This is a genomic window from Achromobacter sp. UMC46, from assembly GCF_014170335.1.
Lineage (GTDB): Bacteria > Pseudomonadota > Gammaproteobacteria > Burkholderiales > Burkholderiaceae_B > Achromobacter.
In genome coordinates, this window is record NZ_LZZS01000006.1 from 13,067 (window position 1) to 28,027 (window position 14,961).

General features: G+C 65.9%; 13 protein-coding genes. 3 read left to right on the top strand and 10 right to left on the bottom strand.

The features are described 5' to 3' along the window. Positions 1 to 53: 53 nt before the first annotated feature. Positions 54 to 221 (bottom strand): hypothetical protein, encoded by a 168-nt coding sequence (locus A9973_RS10930; RefSeq protein WP_183013809.1) that lies wholly within the window; start codon positions 219 to 221, stop codon positions 54 to 56. A 229-nt stretch (positions 222 to 450) separates the two neighbouring features. Between A9973_RS10930 and A9973_RS10935 the strand changes: the two genes are divergently transcribed. Beyond that, positions 451 to 1,863, top strand: coding sequence for a DUF2252 domain-containing protein (locus tag A9973_RS10935; RefSeq protein WP_183013810.1), 1,413 nt, complete (start codon positions 451 to 453; stop codon positions 1,861 to 1,863). Positions 1,864 to 1,905: 42 nt separating this feature from the next. Here the strand turns inward: A9973_RS10935 and A9973_RS10940 are convergent, their stop codons facing one another. From A9973_RS10940 to A9973_RS10955, 4 genes are all read right to left on the bottom strand, one after another. Continuing rightward, positions 1,906 to 2,874, bottom strand: a complete 969-nt coding sequence (locus tag A9973_RS10940) for a helix-turn-helix domain-containing GNAT family N-acetyltransferase (RefSeq protein WP_183013811.1) — start codon at positions 2,872 to 2,874, stop codon at positions 1,906 to 1,908. Between the two features lie 77 nt (positions 2,875 to 2,951). Continuing rightward, positions 2,952 to 5,570: an autotransporter outer membrane beta-barrel domain-containing protein gene (locus tag A9973_RS10945; protein ID WP_183013812.1), complete on the bottom strand. Its 2,619-nt coding sequence runs from the start codon at positions 5,568 to 5,570 to the stop codon at positions 2,952 to 2,954. Between the two features lie 148 nt (positions 5,571 to 5,718). After that, positions 5,719 to 6,378: a DNA-3-methyladenine glycosylase I gene (locus A9973_RS10950; RefSeq protein WP_183013813.1), complete on the bottom strand. Its 660-nt coding sequence runs from the start codon at positions 6,376 to 6,378 to the stop codon at positions 5,719 to 5,721. Further along, positions 6,375 to 6,779, bottom strand: a complete 405-nt coding sequence (locus A9973_RS10955) for a lysozyme inhibitor LprI family protein (RefSeq protein WP_183013814.1) — start codon at positions 6,777 to 6,779, stop codon at positions 6,375 to 6,377. Before A9973_RS10955 ends, A9973_RS10950 begins: the two co-directional genes overlap by 4 nt. A gap of 69 nt (positions 6,780 to 6,848) precedes the next feature. Between A9973_RS10955 and A9973_RS10960 the strand changes: the two genes are divergently transcribed. Further along, positions 6,849 to 7,658, top strand: coding sequence for a metallophosphoesterase (locus tag A9973_RS10960; protein ID WP_183013815.1), 810 nt, complete (start codon positions 6,849 to 6,851; stop codon positions 7,656 to 7,658). Here the strand turns inward: A9973_RS10960 and A9973_RS10965 are convergent. Then, entirely contained in the window at positions 7,655 to 8,287 is a 633-nt protein-coding gene (locus A9973_RS10965; RefSeq protein ID WP_183013816.1) for a hypothetical protein, read from the bottom strand. The two genes, A9973_RS10960 and A9973_RS10965, sit on opposite strands and share 4 nt — an antisense overlap. Beyond that, positions 8,287 to 9,336, bottom strand: coding sequence for an NADP(H)-dependent aldo-keto reductase (locus A9973_RS10970; RefSeq protein WP_183013817.1), 1,050 nt, complete (start codon positions 9,334 to 9,336; stop codon positions 8,287 to 8,289). Before A9973_RS10970 ends, A9973_RS10965 begins: the two co-directional genes overlap by 1 nt. Positions 9,337 to 9,481: 145 nt before the next feature. On the opposite strand from A9973_RS10970, the gene A9973_RS10975 reads away from it, so the two are divergent. Then, a complete protein-coding gene (locus A9973_RS10975) occupies positions 9,482 to 10,258 on the top strand; it encodes a hypothetical protein (protein ID WP_183013818.1) in 777 nt (258 codons plus the stop codon). A 47-nt stretch (positions 10,259 to 10,305) separates the two neighbouring features. Here the strand turns inward: A9973_RS10975 and A9973_RS10980 are convergent, their stop codons facing one another. The 3 genes from A9973_RS10980 to A9973_RS10990 form a co-directional block, all read right to left on the bottom strand. After that, on the bottom strand, positions 10,306 to 10,755 hold the full coding sequence (locus A9973_RS10980) for a GNAT family N-acetyltransferase (RefSeq protein ID WP_183013819.1): 450 nt from the start codon (positions 10,753 to 10,755) through the stop codon (positions 10,306 to 10,308). Further along, positions 10,752 to 13,283, bottom strand: coding sequence for an excinuclease ABC subunit UvrA (locus tag A9973_RS10985; RefSeq protein WP_183013820.1), 2,532 nt, complete (start codon positions 13,281 to 13,283; stop codon positions 10,752 to 10,754). Before A9973_RS10985 ends, A9973_RS10980 begins: the two co-directional genes overlap by 4 nt. Before the next feature lie 70 nt (positions 13,284 to 13,353). Continuing rightward, positions 13,354 to 14,895: a hypothetical protein gene (locus tag A9973_RS10990; RefSeq protein WP_183013821.1), complete on the bottom strand. Its 1,542-nt coding sequence runs from the start codon at positions 14,893 to 14,895 to the stop codon at positions 13,354 to 13,356. Positions 14,896 to 14,961: the final 66 nt, after the last annotated feature.

Genomic DNA, 14,961 nt, shown 5'->3' on the forward strand with positions numbered 1-14,961 from the left:
GATTCGGAGTCGTTGGAGTCGGGACGAGACGGGTTGGGCCGGCGTGGCTCGGATCAAGGCGCGCAACGCAGCAACGGTGCCGGCGGCTTGGGTTGCTCCGTGACGGGAGGCTCGGGATTGGCCGTCGAGGGGTCGCCGTTGTCATCGCCGCCACAGGCGGACAAGGCGACGACCGCGAGCAGCGTGGCCGCAAGCATTCTTGCTAGGCTTTTGGAGGGCATGGGAAGTTCGGAGTGGATAAGGGGAGCAGGCCTTCATACCGCTGTCAGCCGGCATGCCCCCGGGAGTCTAGGAACGCGACGTGACATCCCCGTGAATAGGCGGGCACGCCCGGCACCGGTGATGTATCGGCGTATTTCCGCAGCGCATATAGCCAATCGGCTGGCGCCCCCATACACTCCCGATTTCCCAGTAAGCCGTCGAAGCCAGCCTTGTCTACCAGGAGCGAACATGCTCAGCACGGACAGCATTCAAGCGCGGAAGCAGCACGGAGTGAAGGCCCGGGCACGGGCCAAGCGATCGTCCCACGGCATCGCCGGCAATACCGACCGGGACCCGGTCAAGCTCTTGCGCATCAGCAGCGCCGACCGGGTGACGGCGCTGATCCCCTTGCGCTACGGGCGCATGGCGGCTTCCCCCTTCACTTTCTTTCGCGGCAGCGCCATTCTTCAAGCGCACGATCTGGCCGGCACGCCCGATACCGGCATCGACATCCCCGTCTGCGGCGACGCCCATCTGCTGAACTTCGGCGGTTTCGCCACGCCTGAACGGCAGTTGGTGTTCGACCTGAACGACTTCGACGAAGTGGCTACCGGCCCATGGGAATGGGACCTCAAGCGGTTGACCGCCAGCTTCGCCATCGCCGGGCAGCACCTGGGCTTCAGCCGCGGCGACGTGGCCGACGCCGTGATGGCCGCGGCCACCGAGTACCGGCGGCGCATGGCCGAATATGCGCAGAACAGCGCGCTGGACATCTGGTACGAAGGGATCACGTTCGACCGCATGCTGGAAGATGCGCAGACCCCGCAAGGGCGCCGGCTGATCTCCAAGAGCATGGAGAAGGCCGCCGGCCGCACGCATGACAGCGTGCTGCGAAAAATGGCGTTCAAGCAGGACGGCCAGTGGCAGATCCGCGACGCGCCCCCTGCCCTGTTCCACCCCAATGGCCCCAACTCGTTGCTGGATGGCCCGAACGCCTGGCCCGACACGGCAACGTGGAAGAAGAAGATGGCCAAGTGCTATGGGCACTACCTGGACAGCCTGGCCCCCGACCGCCGTGAACTTCTCAAGCACTTCACCACCCAGGACGTGGTGTTCAAAGTCGTGGGCGTGGGCAGCGTCGGCACGCGCTGCCTCGTCATGCTGCTGACCGACAGTTGGGACAACCCGCTGTTCCTGCAGGTCAAGGAAGCCCGGCGCTCCGTCGTCGCCCGCTATTCGCGCGCCAAGTCCGAACCGCACGAGGGCTATCGCGTCGTCACCGGACAACGGCTGCTGCAGGCGGCCAGCGACATCTTCCTGGGTTGGGCCAGCGGCCCGCGCGGCCGGGACTATTACTTCCGGCAGTTGCGCGACATGAAGGTTTCGGCCGACGTCGAGAGCTTCGACGCGCGGCTGTTGGCCGGCTACGCGCGCATTTGCGGCTGGGCGCTGGCGCGCGCGCATGCGAAGGCCAGCGGCCGCGCCATTGAACTGGCGGCGTACATGGGCCGCGGCGACGCCTTTCCCGACGCGCTGGTCGAGTACGCCCGCGAATACGCCCGCCAGAACGAAAAGGACTACCGCGCCTTCACCGACGCCTGCCGCTCGGGCAAGTTGCCGTTGCGCACGGATGAGGACATGGCTGCGGATTTTCGGGTTTGATCCCGAACTTCCTGACGGGCTTGATTCCGGGTTCGGTCCGGATCAGCGGCGGCGCAGGAAGCGTTGCTCGACGACCACGCTGCCCCATTGGCGGCCTTCTGATTCTTCGGTCAGGACAAACCCCGCCGCCTCGTACAGGTGGCGGGCCGCGTCCAGCCCTTTGAAGGTCCACAGGTAAGTCTCGTCATAATGCGCGTCGGCGAACGCCAGCGCCCGGAGAAGCAGCGCCCGGCCCACGCCCATGCCGCGCAGCGACTCGTCGACGATGAACCAGCGCAGGTGCGCCTGGCGGCTGGCCAGGTCGCCGTCGATCACAATGGACGCCAGCACCCTGCCCCCGTCCACATACAGCCACAGGCCTTTGCCTTGCGCGGGCAGGCCCTCGGCGAAGGCGCCCAGTTCGCTGGCCACCTTGCGTTCGAAGTACACGCCGAAACCCGAGGCCTGCGCGTAGTAGCGCGCATGCAGGCTGGCCACGTCGCCGATGCAGCCCGGCACATAGCCTTCGAGGATCTGGTCGGCGATACCCGTAGGCGCGCCCGGCGCCACGTTGGGATTTTCGCGCGACAGCGCAGCGGCGTACAGGGACAGGAAGCGGACCAGCGATTGCTGGTCGTCCGGCGCCAGCTGGCGCAATGCGCGCGACACCTGATCGGTGGCGAACTGGTCGATGCGTGCGCGCAAGGCGCGTCCCGCGTCGGTCAGCGCCAGGCGGGAAGCGCGCGCGTCATCGGCGTCGGTTTCACGCGTGACCAGGCCCGCGGATTCCAGTTTGGCCAACTGGCGGCTGGTGTTGGACTTGTCCAGCCTGAGGATGCCCGCCAGATCGCGGGCCTGGATCCCCGGCTGCAAGCCGATCTCGATGATGGCATGCACGGCCGACGGCGCAAGATCGCTGCCCGCCAAGGACGTGCGCATGAAGCCCAGTTCGCGCACCAGCTTGCGGGAAAACTCCCGCAGGTCCCGAATGGTGTCTTCGCGGGACTGGGAGGGAAAATCGATGAGATCCATGGCGGCCTCGGCAAGTTGCGGTTCGCAACCAATATACTTGCGAGTCGCAACCAAATCAAGCTTTTCCCCGCCGCCCCCTACCAGGCATAGCGCACCCCCAATTGCCCCGCCGTGCCGCGCACATATCCACTGTCCACGCTTGTCGTGTAGGAAACCTTGCCGTAGAAGCCCATCCGGTCCGTCATCTGCGCCGTGACGCCCAACGCAAACTCCAGCGCTGTGCTGCTGCGCGGCGTATCCACGCCGTCACTGCCCAGCACGACCCGATTCGTGCCGCTGAATGTGCGCCACAAGTTGGCCCGCGCATAAGGCCGCCATTGCGTGCCCGCCGATTCATACGCGCCCTGCAGGCGCACGCCGATGCGACCGGTCAGCGCGTTGTCGTTGCTGATGCTGACCGGGGAGACATCGTCCTCGAAATCGTCGACCCGCGTGCGCTGATACAAGATCTGCGCCTGCGGTTCCAGACGCCAATTCTGCGATACGGGGAACGGCATGCCGGTTTCGACGGATGCCGTGAATGTCGACCCATTGGTGCTGGCGGTGCGCTGCGCTTTGGAGTCGGTATCGATATCCAGCCAGGTGTTCATCAGTACTGAATCCACATACCAGCCAGATGCGCCGATGCGGGTCCAGTATCCGCCCAGGCTATAGCCGTCTACCGTCAGCCTGCCGGCGCCGATATTGCTGCGGCCCGACACCGATCCCGTCACATCGCCGCGCGCATGCGTGTAGCCGGCGAATAACCCCAGCCGGTCCTGCGTATTGGTGTCTCCGGTCCTCGCGTACAGATCCTGACCGATCTGCAGACCGGTCAGATCGCCGTCGAACGCCGGTTGCGCATCGCCGTCCAGCGCCTCCTTGAAACTGCCGCCAAAACCGCGCGCCCAACCCGAGGACCGGGCGCCGTCGCGGCGCAACAGATCCTGATCGCCTTGCCGGTCGTGAAAGGTGGACAACTGCGTCAAGCCGACCTGCCGCGCCACCATCGGAATGGCGCTGTAAAGCGCCACTTCCGGCCGATAGAAGTTCACGGATGCGATAGCAGGCGCCTCCCCTCCCGTTTGCCCGGCGATTTCCGCGGCGATGGCCTCGGCTTCCGGCAAGCTGCCGACCACTTGCCCGTCCACGGCATAACCGCGCGATCGCAAGAACCAGCTATCCGGGTCGCCACCCAGGGCGCCGCCGCGGTACAGGTGGTAGTCGTAAGCACCCGCCGTCAGCGGCGTGGCCAGAGAGAAGGCGCCCGTATTGGTGGTGGCGCCGTTCACGGCCTGCACCACGGCAATGCCGTCGGCCGCAGTCAGCGCACCGGCGCCGCCGCGATTGACGACCGTGATGGGCGTGGCGCCACTGGCCTGCCCACCGTCGATGACAAGGCGGTCGGACGGCGAATTGTCGGCGCCCAGTTGCGTGTTCAATGTCAACGAACCGCCCGCGCCGACGTAATTGCCGCGTACGGTCAAGGCGCCGAAGCCGGTGCCGTCGTTCGGGCCTGGTCGGATTTCACCGGCATTGTTCAAAGCGCCCGCGAACGTGCCGGTGCCCGCCAGGACCGCGCCGGCAGCCAGCGAGTTGGCCGGGCTGCCCAGTGTCCCGGTCAGGAAGAACGTGCCGCTTTGCAGCGAAATGCTGTCGGTGAATGTGGAATCGGATGTCCACCGCCACTGCTCGCCCCGCATCGTCAATGTGCGAAAGTTGGTGAACGCGTTGTCGGCCACGCCCTGCCCTTCCAGATAGGCGTTGCTGGCGGCGCCGCCCCCGTCCGCCACGCCGCGGATCACGGACCCCGTGCGAAGGATCAGCGTGCCCGTTCCCTGTGGCCCCATGAACACCGCCGTGTTGCCGGAAGCTCCCCCGTAGCCTTCGACATACCCCGCGTTGATGAACGTGTCGTTGCCGTTATGGCCGCGATAGGCGTAGGAATGGTCTGCGATGATCGATCCGCCGGGCAGGTTCTCCACGCGCGAGAAAAACCCGTTGGGGTTGGTCGTATTGACGTACACGCCATCGGCCCCAGCCGTGCCATTGGAGCTGGCACCCCGGGCGCGGATCGAGCCGCTGTTGATGAGCACATTCGCCAAGCCGCTGCCGCCTTGCAGGAAAACACCTTTGGCATCCGTGCCGCTGACATCGACAGTACCGGTGTTGGTCACCAGATTGCCGGGCCCGTTGACGGCGATGCCATGCCCGCTGGTGCCTGACGTGACGATGCTGCCGGCATTGGTCACCCGGGTCCCGGTACTGCCGGTGTTGGGGACTGAAATGCCGCGCACCAGCGCACCGGCCATCGCGATGGAACCGTTGTTGATCAGCGTGTTGTTGTTGCCGAAGCCCACCATCGCGCCACGCGACGATCCCGATCCGCCCTGGACGGTGATGGTGCCGTTGTTGACGATAGTACTGGCGTCTTCCACCGAAAAGGCGCGCGTCGCATTGGTGATGAAGCTGGCGCCCGGCGCGACGGTGATCGACACGTTCTGGCTGCCTGCGGCGGCCTCGACCGACCCGCTGGCCGTCGCCCCTGTACAGGTCACGCTTTGACCGGTGCCCGGCGAGGTCGTGGGACTACAGGCCGCCGCCGCCAACCCCGGCAGCAAGGCCGGGCTTAAAAGCAGCGCCCATAGCGCGGGCCGCGACCACTTGGGAAAATAGGACGAATATTGCGAATGGAACCGGCGTGTCGAAACGATCAATCTCTGCTCCAGAGTGCCGCTGCAAGGGTTCAATTGCTTTATTTCGCTCGAATACTGGCGGATTCCTCCTCCTGCGGCAATCGAATTGATGTACGGAATCGTGTCACGTCGGCATTGCGCCGCAGCATCGATCCGGCATGCCCACACGCTACCCCGGCCGCTTGAAAGCAGCCCGGGCGGCCTCGATCGCCGGCCGGCATGCGCAACCGCTCATGTGGTCGTTGACCATGCCAACAGCCTGCATGAAGGCGTACATCGTGGTGGGGCCTACGAAAGTCCAGCCACGCTTTTTCAAGGCGCGCGACAGGGCGGCCGACGCCGCCGAAGTCGGGTTCCGGTTCCAGTAATCCAGGTCCACCGCCGTCGGCCGCTCAGAGGCGGGCGGCTCGTGGCGCCACAACCAGCCGGACAGCGATCCCGTTTCGTCGGCCAGCGCCAGCGCCCGGCGCGCATTGTTGATGGTGGACAGGATCTTGGCGCGATTGCGCACGATGGCGGGGTTGCCCATCAGCCTGTCCACGTCGTGGTCCGTATAGCGCGCCACCCGCTCAAAGTCGAAGTCGTCGAACGCCTCGCGGAAGGCATCGCGCTTGCGCAGGATGGTGATCCACGCCATGCCCGCCTGGAAACCTTCCAGGCAGATCTTTTCATACAGCCGGCGATCGTCCCCGACCGGGCGGCCCCATTCGTGGTCGTGATAGTGGGGCATGGACGGCTGCCAGAAGCAGCGCGGCACGCCCTGCCCGTCCAGCACCAGCCCGGCGTTGTCCGCACCGCCCGCGGGATCCGCGGCGCCTGGCACCGTCATTGCCTGCCCGGCACGGGGCAGCTCAGGTCGCCTTCCTCGCACTTCAGGTAAGCGTCGAGTTCCTTGGTGCGCGCCTGCGTCAATGTGTCCAGGCATCGGCTCAGCACCATCGGGTAGCCGCTGCCGCCTGTCGTGCCGCTGGCCGAGAACGCGCATTCCGCGTCGCGGAAGAATAGCCAGGCCTTCTGGGCGGCTTGCAATTGCGTCGTCTTGGTCCGGTCGTCTTTCAGGCGCTCGATCACGGTCTTGTAGGCCTTGTTCAGCGCGGCGTCCGACTGCCTGTAGGCCTGATCGGCGCACAGGTTCATGTCGGTCTGCGTAGCGGCATTGGCGCAATTCAGCGGTTGCGCCTGGGCGCTGGCCGCCAGGATCAGCGCGGCGGTGGCAATCGCAATACGCATGGGCGTTCCTCCTGGTTGTCGGGGTGAGTGGGCGGTTCCGATGGGAAAGTGTCGCATAAGATATCGGGCATGAAGATCCAACTGCTCTCCGACCTGCATCTAGAATCCGACCCGACCTTCCTGGCGCGGCCCACGCCGGGCGCCGACCTGCTGGTGCTGGCCGGGGACATCGGCTCGTACCAGCGGGGGTCGAAACTGAATGGCTCGGACTTCGGCCTGGGCAGCTACGCGCCGCGCAACGGCTGGCCCACGCCCGTGGTGTTCGTGCCCGGCAACCACGAATACGACAACCTGGATTTCGATGAAACGCACGACCGCCTGCGCGAACTGTGCCACGCGCTGGACATCCAGTGGCTGGAGCGCGAAACCTGCGTCATCGACGGCGTGCGGCTGGTGGGCACCACGCTATGGACGGACTTCGACGCGTTGGCCGCCGACAGCGACACCCTCGGCGCCGCGCTGACCAAGCGCGCCAAAGCCTTCCGCGCGGCCGACTTCTATCTGGAAAAGGCCGCGATGCACCGCCACGGCGCGCCCTTCATGGCCGAGCAGATGCGCGAACAGGGCCTGGCCTGTCAGCAATGGCTGGACGCGGCGCTGCGCGTGCCGTTCGACGGCCCGACCCTGGCCATCACCCACTTCGCGCCCACGCTGGCCAGCGCCGATCCGCGCTATGGCGTCACGCCCGGCACCGCCGGATTCTGCAACGCGCTGGACGCGCTGCTGCCGCTGGCGCACACGTGGATGCACGGCCATCTGCATTGCGCGCACGACTACGTGAAAGACGGCTGCCGCATCGTGGCCAACCCGTTGGGCTATGCCAAGAAAGGCGAACAGGACGACTTCGCGCCTGATCGCCTGTGGGAAATCAACGCCTAGGGCTTCAATCCCGCCACGGGCAACGCAAACAGCACCACTGCGGGATTGGCGACCACAAAGCCGGTGCCTGCCAGGAACGTGACGGGCGACAGCAATTTCATGGCCTCCGCGCTGCCCTGGGAATCCTGCACGGTGATGAGATAAGGCTTGTCCAGCACGGTCTGCCGGCCCAACCCGGCCTGCGCCGGGCTGGGCGTGCCAAGCTGCGCGACGTAGCGTTTGCCTTCAAGGTGGAACGTGTAATAGACCAGGCCTTCCTTCGTGGTCTGGTAGTGCATGGCGTACGCCTGTTGCCGATCACGGTCGGTGGCGTCGTCCGTCAACTGCAGCCGGACATATCCCCAGGCATGCCCGCCGGCCCCCACATGGAAATCCCGAAGGACGACGGCGGTCAGCCGCGTCCGGAAATCCGACGTCAACGACTGCGCCATCGCCGGCGGCATCTCGAACAGGTAGTGGTACTTCGGCCCCAGGACCGCGAAGGTCTTGCTGTCCGAAGACACCATCAGCGCAGAGACCGATTCGGTGTAGGGCTTGGTGGAAGCGCAGCCCGCCGCGGCGGCGGCAAGCGCCGCCGATAGCAGCGATGCCAATACGCGTGTCACGCGCCAGCGGGCCGCTTGCGGCATCAGGGCGCCGGATTCGGATGGCGCACGTGGATGGCGTCCACCGCCTTCAACACGTCGGGCGACAAGGTCACGTCGACGCTGTCGATGTTCTCTTTCAACTGCTCAAGCGTGGTGGCGCCGATCAGGTTGCTGGTGACGAACGGACGCTGGTTCACCCAGGCGAGAGCCAGGTGCGTGGGCGACAAGCCGTGCTCGCGCGCCAGCGCCACGTATTCGGCGGTAGCGGCTTCGGCCTGCGGATTGCTGTAGCGGGTGAAACGCGTATAGCGGGTCAAGCGCGCACCCTCGGGACGCGCGCCGTCCAGGTACTTGCCGCAAAGCATGCCCATGGCCAGCGGCGAATACGCCAGCAAGCCCACGCCTTCATGATGGGTGAACTCGGACAAGCCGATCTCGAACACGCGGTTCAAGAGGCTGTACGCGTTCTGGATCGACACGATGCGCGGCAGCGCCTGGTTGTCGGCGTGGCGCAGGAACTGGCCGACGCCCCACGGCGTTTCGTTGGAGACGCCCACGTGGCGCACCTTGCCGGCACGGACGAAGTCCTGCAGGACCGACAGCGTTTCCTCGATCGGCACGGTGTGGTCGTCGTCCACCCAGGGATAGTTCAGTTGGCCGAACGTGGCGGTGGTGCGGTCGGGCCAGTGCAGCTGATACAGGTCCAGGTAATCCGTCTGCAGCCGCTTCAGGCTGGCGTCCAGCGCCGCCGTCAGGTTCTTGCGGTCCAGGAAGGTCTTGCCATCGCGGATGTGGCCGGGGCGCTTGGGGTCGCGCACGGGGCCCGCCACCTTGCTGGCCAGCACGATGTCCTGGCGGCGCTTGCTGCGCGCCAGCCAGGTGCCGATATAGGTTTCGGTCAGGCCTTGGGTCTCGGGCTTGGGCGGCACCGGATACATCTCGGCCACGTCGACCAGATTGACGCCGCGCGACAGCGCGTAGTCCAGTTGCTGATGCGCTTCGGCCTCGGTGTTCTGTTCGCCCCAGGTCATGGTGCCCAATCCAATCAGGCTGACATCCAGGTCGGTACGGCCGAGTTTGCGGGTTTTCAAGTTCTGCTCCGTGCGGGGGGTCTTGGTCGGGAATCGACACCTTACTCCAAGATGTTGGCGTTTCGCTGACAAGCCCCCGGGGATCCGGCAGCTTGCCTGCCTGCCGCAATCCGCCTACGCTGGCGTGTCCGCGAGGAGGGGCGCCATGCTCAGGAATTTCGACGAATCCTATCTGTTCTTCATCGGTGTCATCGTCTTCCTGGGCATCATCGAGCTCTGCTTCCGGCTGGGCCGCCGGCAGCGCAAACCGGCCGACGAGTCGCACCGGACGCACATCACCGCGCTGCAAACCGCCTTGCTCGGCCTGTTGGCCTTGCTGCTGGGCTTCACCTTCGCCATGTCGGTCACGCGATTCGAAGCCCGCAAGAACCTGGTGCTGGAAGAGGCCAACGCCATCGGCAACGCGTACTGGCGCTCACAACTGATCGCCCCGTCCGCGCGGGCGCAGGTGCCGCGACTGCTGTTGGAATACACGAAAGCGGGCCTGGAACTGCACGACGCGGAAAACGACATTCCCCGCTTCGACGCGGCCAGCGCCACGTCGCGCCGCATCGAACGCCAGATCCGCACCTTGGCCGCCGACACCGCCGACAACCCGCCGGCCGTATCGACAATCATGTTCATCCAGGCCATCAACGAGATGGCGCAGGTCAACGAAAAGCGCCGCGTGGCGCTGGAGAATCATGTGCCCGAGCCGGTGTTCTATCTGCTGTTCATCGTCAGCGCGGGCGCCGTGGCCTACATCGCCTACGGCACCGGCCTGCACGGGCGCAGGCGGCTGACGTCGACCGGCCTGTTCGCCGCCCTGATCGCGCTGGTGCTGACCTTCATCGTCGATATCGACCTGCCCGGCACCGGCGTGATCCAGGTCAACCAGGAAAGCATGGAACGGATGCAGAAGACACTGGAGCAAGAGCTGTAGCGCACCTGCTCAACGGTCGCGCAGGGAGACGGCTCAAGTACCGGATGTCAAAAAAGATACTCCAGCACCTCGTCGCCCGCCGCGTCGAACGAGCCTGTCGACCGCCATCCCAGATGGCGATAGAACCCGTAGGACCGCACGGCCGGATCGGTGGCGCAGCCCAGAAACAAGCGCGCGAAGCCGCGCTGGCGCAAGAGATCGGCCGTCATGCGCAAGACCGTCTTGCCCACGCCCTGGCCCTCGTATTCCGGCAGCAGCGCAAGCACGACGATTTCTCCCGTGTCACGGTGCCCGAAGCAGTAGCCGGCCAGCGTGCCGCCGTCGACCGCGACCGCGCCTGGATACAGGCCTGATTCGATGCCGGCGCTCCAGGTCGCTTGCGTGATTCCGGCGCCGGCCAATTCGGCTTCGGTCACGGCGTTCTCGCGAGTGAGGCCGCGCAACACGATGCATGCGGCGGCGTCTGCAGGGAGGGCAAAACGGTAGGTTAGGCTCATCGGGAGGCTTGAAACAGTGTCTTCAGGAAAGGGGCCGTCGCCCCGGCGCCGGCCTGGCTGACAGCACGCGGCGTGCCTTCGGCGACGATACGGCCGCCCTCTTCGCCCGCGCCAGGGCCGACGTCGATCATCCAATCGCTGCCCGCGACGACGCGCAGGTCGTGTTCGACGACCACGACGGTATTGCCGGCGTCCACCAGCCCATGCAGTTGCGCCATCAGCTTATCCACATCCGCCGCGTGCAAGCCGGTCGTGGGTTCGTCCAGCACGTAGAGCGTGTTGCCGCGCTGGCTGCGCTGCAGTTCGGTGGCCAGCTTGATGCGCTGCGCTTCGCCGCCGGACAGTTCGGTGGCCGGCTGCCCCAGGCGAAGGTAGCCCAGTCCGATCTCGTGCAGCAGCGCCAAGGGGCGTTGCACCACGGGTTCGTCCTGGAAGAAAGCCCGGGCCTCATCCACCGTCATCGCCAGGACTTGCGCGATGTTGCGGCCGTTCCATTCGATTTCCAGCGTCTTGGCGTTATAGCGACTGCCGTGACAGGCGGGGCAAGGCGCATAGACGCTGGGCATGAACAGCAGCTCGATATGGACGAAGCCCTCGCCCTCGCAGGTGTCGCACCGGCCTTGGGCGACATTGAACGAGAAGCGGCCGGCGCCGTACCGGCGCGCCTTGGCTGCCCGGGTTCCGGCGAACAGCTTGCGGACGTGGTCGAACAGGCCCGTGTAGGTGGCCAGGTTGGAGCGGGGCGTGCGGCCGATGGGCTTCTGGTCCACGTTCACCAGCCGCTTGATGGCATCGGCGCCCCCGTCGATGCGGCCCGTCGTGCGGGCCAGGCCGCCGGGTTGCGGCAGATCGCCTTCGGTGTCTTCGACGGCGGGTTCGTGGCCCAGATGCTCGCCGATCAATTCCACCAGTGCCTGGCTGACCAGGCTGGATTTCCCCGACCCCGACACCCCGGTCACCGCCGTGAACGCGCCCAAGGGGAAACGGGCGTCCAGCCCATGCAGGTTGTTGCGGTGGATACCCCGCAACGACAACCATCCCGCGGGTTCCCGGGCGGGCCGGACGGGTGCCGCCGCGCCGTTGAACAGGTACCGCGCGGTCAGCGACGCGCCGACTTTTCGCAGACCCTCGGGCGGGCCGCTGTACAGCACCTGCCCGCCATGCTGGCCGGCGCCAGGCCCTACATCCACCAGCCAGTCGGCACGCCGCAGCGTGTCCAGATCGTGCTCCACGACGAACAGCGTGTTGCCGGCCGCCTTCAACTGGTCCAGCGCGCGGTGCAGCGCCTGCCCGTCCACCGGGTGCAGGCCGGCGGACGGTTCGTCCAGCACATACACGACGCCAAACAGGTTCGACCGGATCTGGGTCGCCAGCCGCAGCCGCTGCAGTTCGCCTGGCGACAGGGTGGGCGTGGAACGGTCCATCGCCAGATACCCCAGGCCCAGCGCCTGCAAGGTCCCGATGCGCTCGACCAAATCGTGCGCGATGCGCTGGGCTGCGACGTGGCGTGCACCGTCGGCCGCCGCCCCGTCGGCATGGCCGCTGGCGGCAGGGGCCAGGACCTGTGCAATCCGGGCTAGCGGCAGCCGCGACAGCGAGCCGATATCCAGCCCCGCGAACGTGACCGACAGCGCTTCGCGCTTGAGGCGCCGGCCGTCGCACACGGGGCATGGCGCCCCGGTCATGAAGCGCGCCACGCGCTTTTTCATCATGGCGCTCTGCGTGGTGGCGAACGTATGCATCACGTAGCGCCGTGCGCCCGTGTAGGTGCCCATGTAGCTGGGTTCTTGCTTGCGGCGCAACGCGGCGCGGGTTTCGGCCGGCGTGAAGCCCGCGTAGACCGGCGCCGTCGGCTGCTCGTCGGTGTACAGGATCCAGTCGCGGGCCTTCTTGGGAAGGTCGCGCCACGGCTTGTCCACGTCGTAGCCCAGAGTGACCAGGATGTCGCGCAAGTTCTGCCCGTGCCAGGCAGGCGGCCACGACGCGATGGCGCGCTCGCGGATGGTCAGCGACGGGTCGGGCACCATGGACTGCTCGGTCACGTCGTAGACATAGCCCAGGCCGTGGCAATTGGGGCACGCGCCCTGCGGCGTGTTGGGCGAGAAATCTTCGGCATACAGCATGGGCTGACGCGCGGGATAGGTGCCGGCTCGCGAATACAGCATGCGCAGCATGCTGGACAAGGTGGTGACGCTGCCGACCGTGGAACGCACATTGGGCGTGCCGCGCTGCTGTTGCAGCGCGACCGCCGGCGGCAGGCCATCGATGGCGTCCACATCGGGCACGCCGACCTGGTCGATCAGGCGCCGCGCATAGGGCGACAGGGATTCCAGGTATCGCCGCTGCGCTTCGGCGTACAGCGTGCCGAAGGCCAGTGACGACTTTCCCGATCCCGAAACGCCGGAAAACACCACCAGCGCATCGCGCGGGATGTCCACATCCACGTTCTTCAGATTGTGTTCGCGCGCGCCGCGGACGCGGATGCAGGCGTCGGCGCGGGTCTTGGGGGGTGTCTTCCGCTGGCTCATGGAGCCATGATAATGGACGCCGCCCGGTACGCAGCGCCGGACAGCGTCGACGTCCACGCGGGACGGGGGATCAGCGCAAGCCGGCCACTGAGCGCGCCAAGTCCAGGTACTTGCGGCGCAGGATCTCTTCAGCCTGATCGCGCGGCGTCAGCATATCGGCCGGGTCCTCTTCCAGCTTCGCGGCCTGCACCAGCGGCAACAAATCCCGATTGTTGGAATCCGACATTGGCGTGAGGGTCTGATCCATCCGCTTGCCCTTGATGTACATCGTGACCTGCGTAGACTGGCTGCGCGACTCGCTTAACGACGCCGACTTCAGCACGCCTTCTTCATAAGCCAGATTCGTCGTGCTTCGGGTCGTATCGTGAATCTCGTAATACCGATAGTTCTGTGATTCTTTATCCTTGGTCAGGGCCAAGGTCATTTGGGGAGTAAGCGCCCTGTGGAAGCTGGCGGTCAGCGTGCTCTGCTGCTCTTGCGACACGGCAAGATCCCACCGGGCTTGCCCCGAGACCGTGCTGCTTTGCGAGGTCTGGAACGAGTATCCGTCCACCTCTTTCGGTTGCGCCGGATTCTTGGCATCGCGCATTTGTTCGATCGACGCCGAGAAATCCGCCAAACCGGACAACAGGCTGCGATGCGCATCGGACGCCGGCAGGCGAACGACGGTTCGATCCGAAGCGGCCGCTGGAACCTGCGCCGCGCCATAGCTTCCGTGCATGGCCGAGAACATATCCTTGAACGTGGCGGTCAGCCCTTCGTCGCCTTCCCCCCGCCGCTGGGCACGGTCAAATTGCTGCAGGTATTTGCCGATTGCCGCCGACTGTTGTTCGGCCGAACCAAGCGTCACCGGCTTCGTCAGATCGACGGCCACCTTGACAACGCCCATCAGCCCCGAAACGGTCATCGACCGCTGCGTGCTGTCCGCCTCGAAGTCGATCGTTTGCACGACCACGCCCGCGACCTGGCGGGTCTCGCGCAAGCTCATCGATGACAGCAGCGGCGAACTTGCATTGGCCAAGCGAGCCAGCGACCAGCGCGGCGGGTCTTCCGCCAAGCCGTCCAGGGCATCCTGGAAAGCGCCCGACAACCCCGCGATCGCCTTGCGCTCGTCTTCGTTCAGTTCCCCGTCGGCCACTTCGATCTGCACCGCCATGCCCTGGGCGCCGCGCTCCAACGTGAGATCGACCTTGACCCCACTGGCGGTGGCGATCCGCAAAGAAACGGTGTTGTCAGCGCGCAGCGCCGCTTGCGACGTCGTGTCCGCCACGCCATCCGGCGCCCCGATCGTCTGCGCGGCCGGCACCCACAGGGAAAGGCTTGTGCCGTCCGTCCTGAAACGGTTCAGCAGCGCGGCTCCCACATCGGTGAAAGGTCCGGCCATGCCGCGAGTGCCGACATTCCGGCTCATCAATGCCGAAATCCCATCGGTAGCGGCACCCGTTTCCGTATACGTCGAGGCCCGGATGTCGGCCGGGCCTTGGCGCAACTGCACAACGGCCGAGGCAGGCGCCTCAGTGGGCAGTGCGGTGTTCGCGATGCGCGAGTTGGTGATGGGGGTACTGAGCGCGGCGATGCTCTGCACATTTCCCGACGAGCTGATGGTAGTCATGGGCGATGTCATCCAAACGCGTGGGCAGTTCCTGCCCGGATTCTGTCGATATCTCTTCGAGTTGTA

Excerpts from the sequence above, each read along its gene's own strand:
- A9973_RS10955 (WP_183013814.1), bottom strand. The coding sequence starts at position 6,779 with ATGCGTATTGCGATTGCCACCGCCGCGCTGATCCTGGCGGCCAGCGCC.
- A9973_RS10940 (WP_183013811.1), bottom strand. The coding sequence starts at position 2,874 with ATGGATCTCATCGATTTTCCCTCCCAGTCCCGCGAAGACACCATTCGG.
- A9973_RS10975 (WP_183013818.1), top strand. The coding sequence starts at position 9,482 with ATGCTCAGGAATTTCGACGAATCCTATCTGTTCTTCATCGGTGTCATC.
- A9973_RS10935 (WP_183013810.1), top strand. The coding sequence starts at position 451 with ATGCTCAGCACGGACAGCATTCAAGCGCGGAAGCAGCACGGAGTGAAG.
- A9973_RS10960 (WP_183013815.1), top strand. The coding sequence starts at position 6,849 with ATGAAGATCCAACTGCTCTCCGACCTGCATCTAGAATCCGACCCGACC.
- A9973_RS10930 (WP_183013809.1), bottom strand. The coding sequence starts at position 221 with ATGCCCTCCAAAAGCCTAGCAAGAATGCTTGCGGCCACGCTGCTCGCG.
- A9973_RS10985 (WP_183013820.1), bottom strand. The coding sequence starts at position 13,283 with ATGAGCCAGCGGAAGACACCCCCCAAGACCCGCGCCGACGCCTGCATC.
- A9973_RS10980 (WP_183013819.1), bottom strand. The coding sequence starts at position 10,755 with ATGAGCCTAACCTACCGTTTTGCCCTCCCTGCAGACGCCGCCGCATGC.
- A9973_RS10965 (WP_183013816.1), bottom strand. The coding sequence starts at position 8,287 with ATGCCGCAAGCGGCCCGCTGGCGCGTGACACGCGTATTGGCATCGCTG.
- A9973_RS10950 (WP_183013813.1), bottom strand. The coding sequence starts at position 6,378 with ATGACGGTGCCAGGCGCCGCGGATCCCGCGGGCGGTGCGGACAACGCC.
- A9973_RS10990 (WP_183013821.1), bottom strand. The coding sequence starts at position 14,895 with ATGACTACCATCAGCTCGTCGGGAAATGTGCAGAGCATCGCCGCGCTC.